We start from the raw sequence: 8,479 nt of genomic DNA, 5'->3' as shown, positions 1-8,479 counted from the left end.
AGATACATGTATAATATTTTAAGTTGAGACAAATGAGTAAGCTGCATTCAATGAGTGTAGCTTCTTTTTTATGCCTATAACTTCAAACATATGATGTGAGAAGTAACTACATTATTTTGTTCATACTCCTCACCTTAATTAATATTTTGATACTAGATATAACTTAATTACAATTTTTTATAATTGTGCTTACACCTTTTTATTACTATTCCGTAGTACCTAAATAAGAAAAATCTATAGTTGTATTGCAATGATTTTCTATCGAAAATATCGCCGTCTGAGAGGAGATTTGGTTATATAAAAATTTATGTAATTTTTTTATTTTCTCTCTTGAAAATAAATCTTTCACACCTATAAATTTAACAGATACATGTATAATATTTTAAGTTGAGACAAATGAGTAAGCTGCATTCACTGAGTGTAGCTTCTTTTTATGCCTAAATTTTGGCATTTGTGGTGTATCACTTTTTTTGTAGTATCTTTCAAAATCATTTTAAAAGGTACTTCAAATGTTAAGATTTCCAAAAAAATTAGAAAGCTCTGCTAAATTAGCCCTAAAATACATAAAGGAGCAAGGAAATATTTCAGCAGCTTGTAAGCAATACAATATTACTCGTTATAGAGTTATGCAATTTGCTAAGCTTACAGGTGTATATAAAGCTTTATTTCGTAAACGCATAACAGTTGTAAAAAGAGATAAACAGCTGTTAAATCATGTAGTGTATGTATTTTATAGAGTTGATTGATATTGTGTAGAGTATATTTTCTTTTAGTCAGTATTTACTTAAATAAGGAGAACTAATAAGCGAAGACGACTATAATAAATAGACTATGGGGGGAACTACTATAGGGCAGGATTGTTGATATGAGAGAAATAGACTGTTCGAATGGGATAATTAAACAGTGAGAATGGTACTCTTCAACTGTGAGAAATAAGCATCTAAAAAATTAATTCTTTTCATGATAATGATTGCATTTAACCTTATGAGGAAATAATTATTTACTCTATTTGCATAAAATGGCTGTATGCAATTTTTACAGTAAAAAACTGCTAATTTTGCAAAGGCTACGCTTGAATAACAAAAGCTGATTCAATCACTTACACAAAATTAGTTCTTCACATTATAGTTTACCATTACGTATCAAATTTATGTTTATGCATTAAAATCAACACTTAATAAAACCTTCCACCTAACCACTTCTTATTAAAAATTGTTACTATCATTCAAACTAATAGTAATTTTCACATCAAGTACTTCCTTACGCTTTTCTTACTCTTTGCAAAAAGTTGCAAAACCGCAAATACCAACCATACTCACTTGAAAAATTAAAAGGAGAGCTTCGGGGATTTTTTAATCTTAATCTTTATATAAATACGTAAAAATCGCTTACGTTTTCCTTACCTTTACTCTAAAATTTCATAAAAATTCTTATAATTTTCACAAACTTATCGACCCTATCACTTGAGATTTCACAAACTAGCACTTATAAATTAAATATAAATCAGACGCACAATTAATTATTTAAATACATTAATAGCGCTAATGCTTCTAAAGATATCCTTAAAAAAAACTTATCCTAGTCTACTTTTACGTTAACCTTTACATGTTTAGTAACCAATGCTTATACTATTGTCTTTTAAATTGGTTATAACATACTTAACTTTGCATAAGGGGGTCAAACACCATACACTTATACCTCAATAATCAAATAACATATGCTTTATCCTCAGAGCTAAAAGCATATATGGTTTTCTAGATTACTCTAGATTTAACTAACTCTCATACAAGTTCATATAGTAATTAGTGTATTAACCTACATACAGATGCTAGACATTTATGACTGGCGCATAACTTAATTACCTAATATTTATTACCTTAATTAACCTGATTTGAGGGCTGCCCTCAAAATAGAGCAGCCTTTTTTTATCTCTAGTTAAGAATACAATCAATCTCTAAATCTCTATTAACTGGGCTTACAGCAGGCAAAGGTAAAAAGAATATCAAGAACTTTAGAAAGCTACCTATATACTAACTACGCTAAACTACGCTAAGCTAACTAGGCTAACTAGGCTAACTAGGCTAACTAAGCAACCATACACCATATTCAACTAAAACTTGATAAAGTCTTAAAGTAAAACCTTTAACTATAAAGATCTTCAGGTTTAATGTAGCGTTCAATCCCTCTTAAACTGAGATAAGTGTAGAACAAAGATAAACTCTGAACTAATTATCAATTCTTTTCCTAAGTAACAAGTAACATTAGTACAAACTCAACCTTGAATATTTACTGTATTTTTAGTTTGAATAGTTTTATGCTGTTTAGTTTAAACGTTAGTAATACTTAACTCTACTATTAACGATTATGTCTTTTCTAATATTTATCAATAATGAATATAACAATCTGAGGAGTTGGAGCTTAAATTAGCTTTTCTTCAGAGCACCGAATATACATATAAAGTTTTTAAAGCTTTAGGTTTTATTGTTCATAAGTGTAAATGTACCTAGAGTACAAATCATGCCCTTACCATTGTGTATAAAACACAAATAAGGATTATGAACTAAACTTTTAAGTTTATTAAGTTAAACTTGTCTTTAAAGCTTACTATTTATAACCTCTTAAATCCTAATTTCATATACTCTAATAAACCTTAAAAAGATAAAGTTTTTGCGAACACGGCTAACCCCTCAGCCGTGTTTTTTACGTGTGTCTAACATAAGCTGTACTACAATGTAAGATCTGTGATGTATCACTTTATCTAAAATAAGACCTCTTTAATGATAGCTCTTACTCTTAATGGTAGTGTTTATATTTAAAGATATACATCACAAGGTAGTGCTCAAACTAAATAGCAGTGCTTAAACTACTGCAAATTCACAGAAAATCTCTAGCAAATTTTACATAGCAAAAGCCGAGGATAAGTGCATTACTTATCCTCGGATTTTGCTTATTTTTTGTAATGTTTAAATTGTGGAGTTTCACTTTTTAGTCAATAATACAAAAGGAAATACTCAATTATGAAGCCTCATCTAAAAGATGCTCATTACGCCATAGATCTTCATAAGTCTCACGTTGACAGATTACGTGCGCTTTTTCGTCATCAACTAAAATTTCAGCGCATTTTGGACGTGAGTTGTAATTCGAACTCATGGCACTACAATAAGCACCAGAACCACGCATAGCTAATAAATCACCAGGTGCTAAACGTAATTGACGACTTTTACCTTGGAAATCCCCAGTTTCACACACCGGACCTACTACGTCGTAGAGTTTGATGTCTGCACTTGGGTTTTCTTCAACAGTAATAATATTCATATACGCGTTATATAACGACGGACGAATATTATCGTTCATCCCTGCATCTACAATGGCGAAATTTTTATCGAGATTGTCTTTAGTGTATTCTACTTTATAGACAAAAATCCCAGCATTAGCAACAATTGAACGTCCAGGTTCTACGATTAATTGTAGTGTACCTACATCTTCAAATAGATCCGCTAACTCTGCATAAGCAGCATTAATTAATTCATTTGGTAATGGAGGTGCTTCTACTGAGTAAGTAACTCCTAAACCTCCACCAATATCTAAGTGAGTTAATTGAATACCGCTACCATAAAGTTGACGAATTAAGCGTTTTAATTCTTTAATGGCATCAATGTAAGGTGAGATTTGAGTTAATTGTGAACCAATGTGGAAATCTAGACCTTTAATTTTGATGTTGCGCATGGTTTGCGCTCTTTGATATTCACCTAAAGCTTCTTCGATCGGAATACCAAATTTATTTTCTTTTAAACCGGTTGAAATATACGGGTGAGTTTTCGCGTCAACATTTGGATTAATGCGGAAACTAATCGGTGCAACTAAATTTAAGCGAGCCGCAACCGCATTAATGCGATCTAATTCTTGCGCAGACTCTACGTTAAAACAGTAAATACCTGCTAATAATGCTTGTTCAATTTCGGCTTCAGTTTTAGCTACTCCAGAGAAAATTACTTTATGCGGATCACCACCAGCAGCAATAACTCTAGCTAATTCACCACCAGAAACAATATCAAAACCTATGCCTTGTTTAGCTAATAATTGAAGAATTGCTAAATTTGAATTAGCTTTCACGGCATAGCACACTAAACCATTACGTCCTGCAAAAGCCTCTTTAAATGCTTGAACATGACGGAGTAAAGTAGCTTTAGAATAAATGTATAAAGGTGTACCATAAGTCGCTGCCAGTTGCTTTACTGGAATATTTTCAGCATAAAGTTCACCTTTTTGATAATTAAAATGATCCATAGATTTGCAAAATCAACTAGAGTAAATATGGTACAAAAATAGATAACTTGGCTCTTACAAGTTATCCCTATAGAAGTAATTTATTATATCTAATTTTAACCGCTAAAGCGGATAAAATTAAGAGTAAAAGCCGTTTATTTCATTAGGAAAAATCCCAACTATAACCCATCACTCTTACACATATTGTATTAGCCACATAATGATAAAAGAGTTAGCTCTAAAGCTAACTCCTTGAATAACCGAAATATAAATAAAACTTCTTAGGATATGACGATTGTCTGAAGTATAAGCAATTAGAATACTCGCTCACCTTTTTCTAGTTTTTGATAAATATCATATAATTCATCAAATAACTCGGTTGTACGTTGATCAATTAAATGGAAGAATTTACCTTCATCACTATATTTCTCAGCAAATTCTAACACTAATTTAATACCAGACTTTTTATAATTACCAATCTTAAACTCTAGATCAGCATTAGTAGAACTAATATTTATTAATTTTTCTAATGGCAGTAAATTACCTAATTTATTAACCTGATTTTTAACTGCAGCAGGACTTACGCCTTTAATCTCCGCACTAAAGTTCTTGTGGTTTTTCGTAGGGAAAATATGTTCAACTTGTAAATCACAAGGCAATAAATTATACACTCTGCTTGGATTATCCGATTTTGCTTGTTTTGCATAAGCTAAAATCTTTAATAAGAATAAATTAAGTTCACTAGATGTGAATTTAACTGAATCTAGATCTTCACGTTTATCAATTCTTGGATTAACTGTTTCTTTAGCATCTAGGAGGTCTAGAGCATCTTCATAGTATTTCTTAGGATAACCGTCTGGATCCTGAACAATAACATTAGTAAAGGCTAAAATTAATGAATTTATTTGTGAAGTGCCTCCATTATTAACTAAAGAAGCTAAAATTGTAGATATGAAATAACGCATCAGTTTTTTCATATCTTCTCTGAATTGTTTAATTTTCGAAGGCTCACCATTAGGTTTATGCAAATGATAATAGAGAGCAATTAAAAATATTGGAGACTTACTTTTTAAGCTAATGGTAGCTAGAATATCTATCATCATTAGAATTTCATCATCAATCCAAGAGATATTACTATCTTGACCTAACAAATCTGGGAATTCTTTAACTAATTCATTATGACCTTCTCTTTGAATATCTCTTATTTGTTCGTATTTACCTTGCTTTAATAACTCTTTTAAATTACTCTTATTAAATAATTCATTACGTTTCTTACTATAAATGAAGCCAATGATGCGCCATATATTTAGTACATCTTTTAAGAATTTTAAAATACTTTCTGCAACATTCTCTTCTTTAGAATAAACAGTGTAAATCTTTTTAAATAGATCTACTTGTTTCTTCCCTTTATAGGTATGTCTATCACGTAATTGGAGTAAGTTAAAATTAAATACATCAAATGTACCAACTTTCCCTTTTAAATAAAGATAATAACTTTCAAATAGGACTGATAACTCATTTTTCTTAAGATTTATATCCGCAAGTAATTTACTAGCTTGACTAGCAAGAGAGTTCCATTCTTTTAAGAAATCATTACCTGCATTATCTTTTTCTCTACCTACTTTACCCTCAATAGCTTTGTTATAAAGTAATACTTTCGTTAAATCGATTTCAGACAGAGCCACACCACGATAATTTAAGGTTTCGAAGATCTTTAAAGATAAAGCAAGATCTGAGGTTTTCATTGCTACTAAATAAACATTATTTAGTAACACTAATAAGAAAGAGTAAAGTAGTTTAACTTTTTCTTTTGGCTCGAATTCATTAGCTAATTCGTTTAGTTTTTCTTGAATTAACTCGTAATTATTTACGTAGATACTTTGGCTATCAGTTTCGTTTTTATAGTAATTTTCAGAATAGATCAGAATATTCTCTAGATCTCTCTTATGTTCATCGTCAATCAATTTAGATTTAAAGTACGATTTTTCTGTATCTACACTAGATCGAGTATACCAAAGTACTTTTTGTATATCGTTTTGTAAACGACTAATTACAGTTAAATTTTCACTCTCATCTTTTGCCATTTGCGACAACTTACAATATGCCGCTTTTAGAATTAAGAAAATGGTAGTTAAACGCTGCTGTCCATCTATTACAGCTTCCTCACCATTCTCCATATCACAAGTTACTATCGATCCTAAAAAGTACTCTTCTCTTGAAGGATTTTCGCTATTTTCAATAAATTCTAGAATATCTGAAAATAACTTGTTAATCTCTTCACTTTTCCAAGTATAAGGTCTTTGATATTCAGGGATGATAAGCTCATTACCTTTACCTACAGAGCCAGCTAAAAACTCTCCAACACTTAGCTTATCAACTTTTACATGTGCCATTTTTGGATTATCCTATTAATGAGATTGATACTAAAGCATGATTCTATCTTCTTTAAACTCATAACTATTTTATAAATTAATATAGGTATGAGTTTTTTAAAGTAAGGTCTATAAATCATAGTTTATTATAGAATTTCTCTTTTATTATCTCACAGCTCCTGCACTTAATCCTAGATTTAAGGCATAATTTAGCAATTAAAAAAGGAGTAACTTGATGTTACTCCCTTTAAATATCTTATCTTAAATGAATTAATTAAGATCCTTAATAATCGTTTCGCCTCTACTAAGAAGACTATGTATTTGTTTCAACTCTTCTTTTAGTGTTTCAGTACGATCTGTAATAATATACTTGTATCTTCCAGCAGAATCATTAGGATATGCTCGTTTAAGATCCTTAGCGAAATCCTTAACCAAATCGAATTGACTATTAACGTAAGCTTCTAGCTTTTTATTAATACTTTTATTACCAATGCTACTATTTATGTAATTTTCTAATGGTAAGAGATTACCGATTTTTAGGATATCTTCTTTTACTTGTTCTTCACTGATATTTTTTCCTATCATTTTTAAACCATCACGATTATCTTTCTTTTTGGGAATGATATGTTCAATATCAAATACCGGTGGTAATAAATTGAATGGCTCAAAAGCAGAACTAGTTGTTTGTTTGAAATATGCTATTAACTTAAATAAGAACTGTTGTGTTGGTAATTTACCGATTGTATCAGGTATTGTCAAGTTTGTACTATCTTTTAGAAGATATTCTTTTTTATTTTCTTTATCCTCTTCAGTTACTTGCACGGTCTTAAAGATTTTAGCCGGATCTAAACTTGCAATAGCTTGCTCAAAGCTATGCTTATCGTATAAATTCTTATACATGGCAATACTAAAAGCAATATTTACCGGTTCTAATTTATTATCAGCATATCCGTAAACAGAAACTAAACCAAGAATACTACTAATGTAGTATCTCATAAAGCGAGTCAAGTAATCTCTAATAAGAACATCATCTAGTACACAATTGTATTTTTTTGCAACTTTTTGTAATAGCACAAAATAAGTAGCAAGCAACACATATGGTGATTTACGACCATATCCTAAAGAGCCAAGAGTATCAAATAGAGCTAAAAATTGACGATCTGCAGCCCAAGATAATTCTTTATTAGAATCACTCCCGTCTGTTATTCCATATTTGATAGTTAGATTTTTTAACTCGTCTTTAATAAGTAGATAAGATCTCTTTTTATTCGTTTCACGTATTACTTTCACGTTGTTAAATTCTCTAATACGATCTTCATTGGCTAAGTAACTCGCTACTTGCCATACTTTATAGGCTTGATTTACATAATCAAGAATATCAAAGGGAGAATCTTTTAATGCTTCTTCTCTTATCTTTTTATAGGCATCTTTTATTGGTCTTTGCTTGTTACGTAAATCTCTAATATTAAGACTAAATTGACCTGTATAATTGGCTCTACCTTTTAAATCTAGTGCATAAGAATCCAATAACACATACATTATTTGATCTTTATCTATTACACTTGCAAGTTCTTCACTATCTGCAGTTAAAGTTTTGTTCCATCTATTAAGGAACTCATTAGCTTTTTCACTAGAATAGTTTGGATCATCTTTAATTTCATCGTATAAATCTACTTTGAGCAAGTCACTAGCAGATAAAGGCTGCCCACGATCGTTAATTGTACGGAAAATTGTAAGAGCTGAATCGAAGCTATCGGCTGTAACAATAAGTAATTTTACGTTTTTAATAAAAGTATTAATAAATAAATAGAATGGTTCTACTACAACAGATGGTTTATTAT

General features: G+C 30.4%; 4 protein-coding genes. 1 reads left to right on the top strand and 3 read right to left on the bottom strand.

Annotation, left to right across the window (positions count from 1 at the left end):
• The first annotated feature begins 509 nt into the window (after positions 1 to 509).
• On the top strand, positions 510 to 746 hold the full coding sequence (locus tag CKF58_RS08240; protein WP_119532780.1) for a hypothetical protein: 237 nt from the start codon (positions 510 to 512) through the stop codon (positions 744 to 746).
• A gap of 2,269 nt (positions 747 to 3,015) precedes the next feature.
• Here CKF58_RS08240 and lysA read toward each other — a convergent pair.
• The 3 genes from lysA to CKF58_RS08225 all read right to left on the bottom strand — a co-directional run.
• Complete coding sequence (gene lysA, locus CKF58_RS08235; protein WP_119532778.1) at positions 3,016 to 4,287, bottom strand: diaminopimelate decarboxylase; 1,272 nt, start codon at positions 4,285 to 4,287, stop codon at positions 3,016 to 3,018.
• 293 nt (positions 4,288 to 4,580) lie between these two features.
• Positions 4,581 to 6,659: a GmrSD restriction endonuclease domain-containing protein gene (locus CKF58_RS08230; protein ID WP_119532776.1), complete on the bottom strand. Its 2,079-nt coding sequence runs from the start codon at positions 6,657 to 6,659 to the stop codon at positions 4,581 to 4,583.
• 249 nt (positions 6,660 to 6,908) lie between these two features.
• On the bottom strand, positions 6,909 to 8,479 hold a 1,571-nt coding region (locus tag CKF58_RS08225), incomplete at its 5' end, for a GmrSD restriction endonuclease domain-containing protein (RefSeq protein ID WP_147397250.1).

The sequence above is a fragment of the Psittacicella hinzii genome, assembly GCF_003585935.1.
Taxonomy (GTDB): Bacteria; Pseudomonadota; Gammaproteobacteria; order Enterobacterales; family Psittacicellaceae; genus Psittacicella; species Psittacicella hinzii.
The sequence above is the reverse complement of the archived record's forward strand: the minus strand, read 5'-3'. Positions and strand labels throughout refer to the sequence as shown.

Coding starts and splice junctions, on each gene's coding strand:
- CKF58_RS08230 (WP_119532776.1), bottom strand. CDS start 6,659: ATGGCACATGTAAAAGTTGATAAGCTAAGTGTTGGAGAGTTTTTAGCT.
- lysA (WP_119532778.1), bottom strand. CDS start 4,287: ATGGATCATTTTAATTATCAAAAAGGTGAACTTTATGCTGAAAATATT.
- CKF58_RS08240 (WP_119532780.1), top strand. CDS start 510: ATGTTAAGATTTCCAAAAAAATTAGAAAGCTCTGCTAAATTAGCCCTA.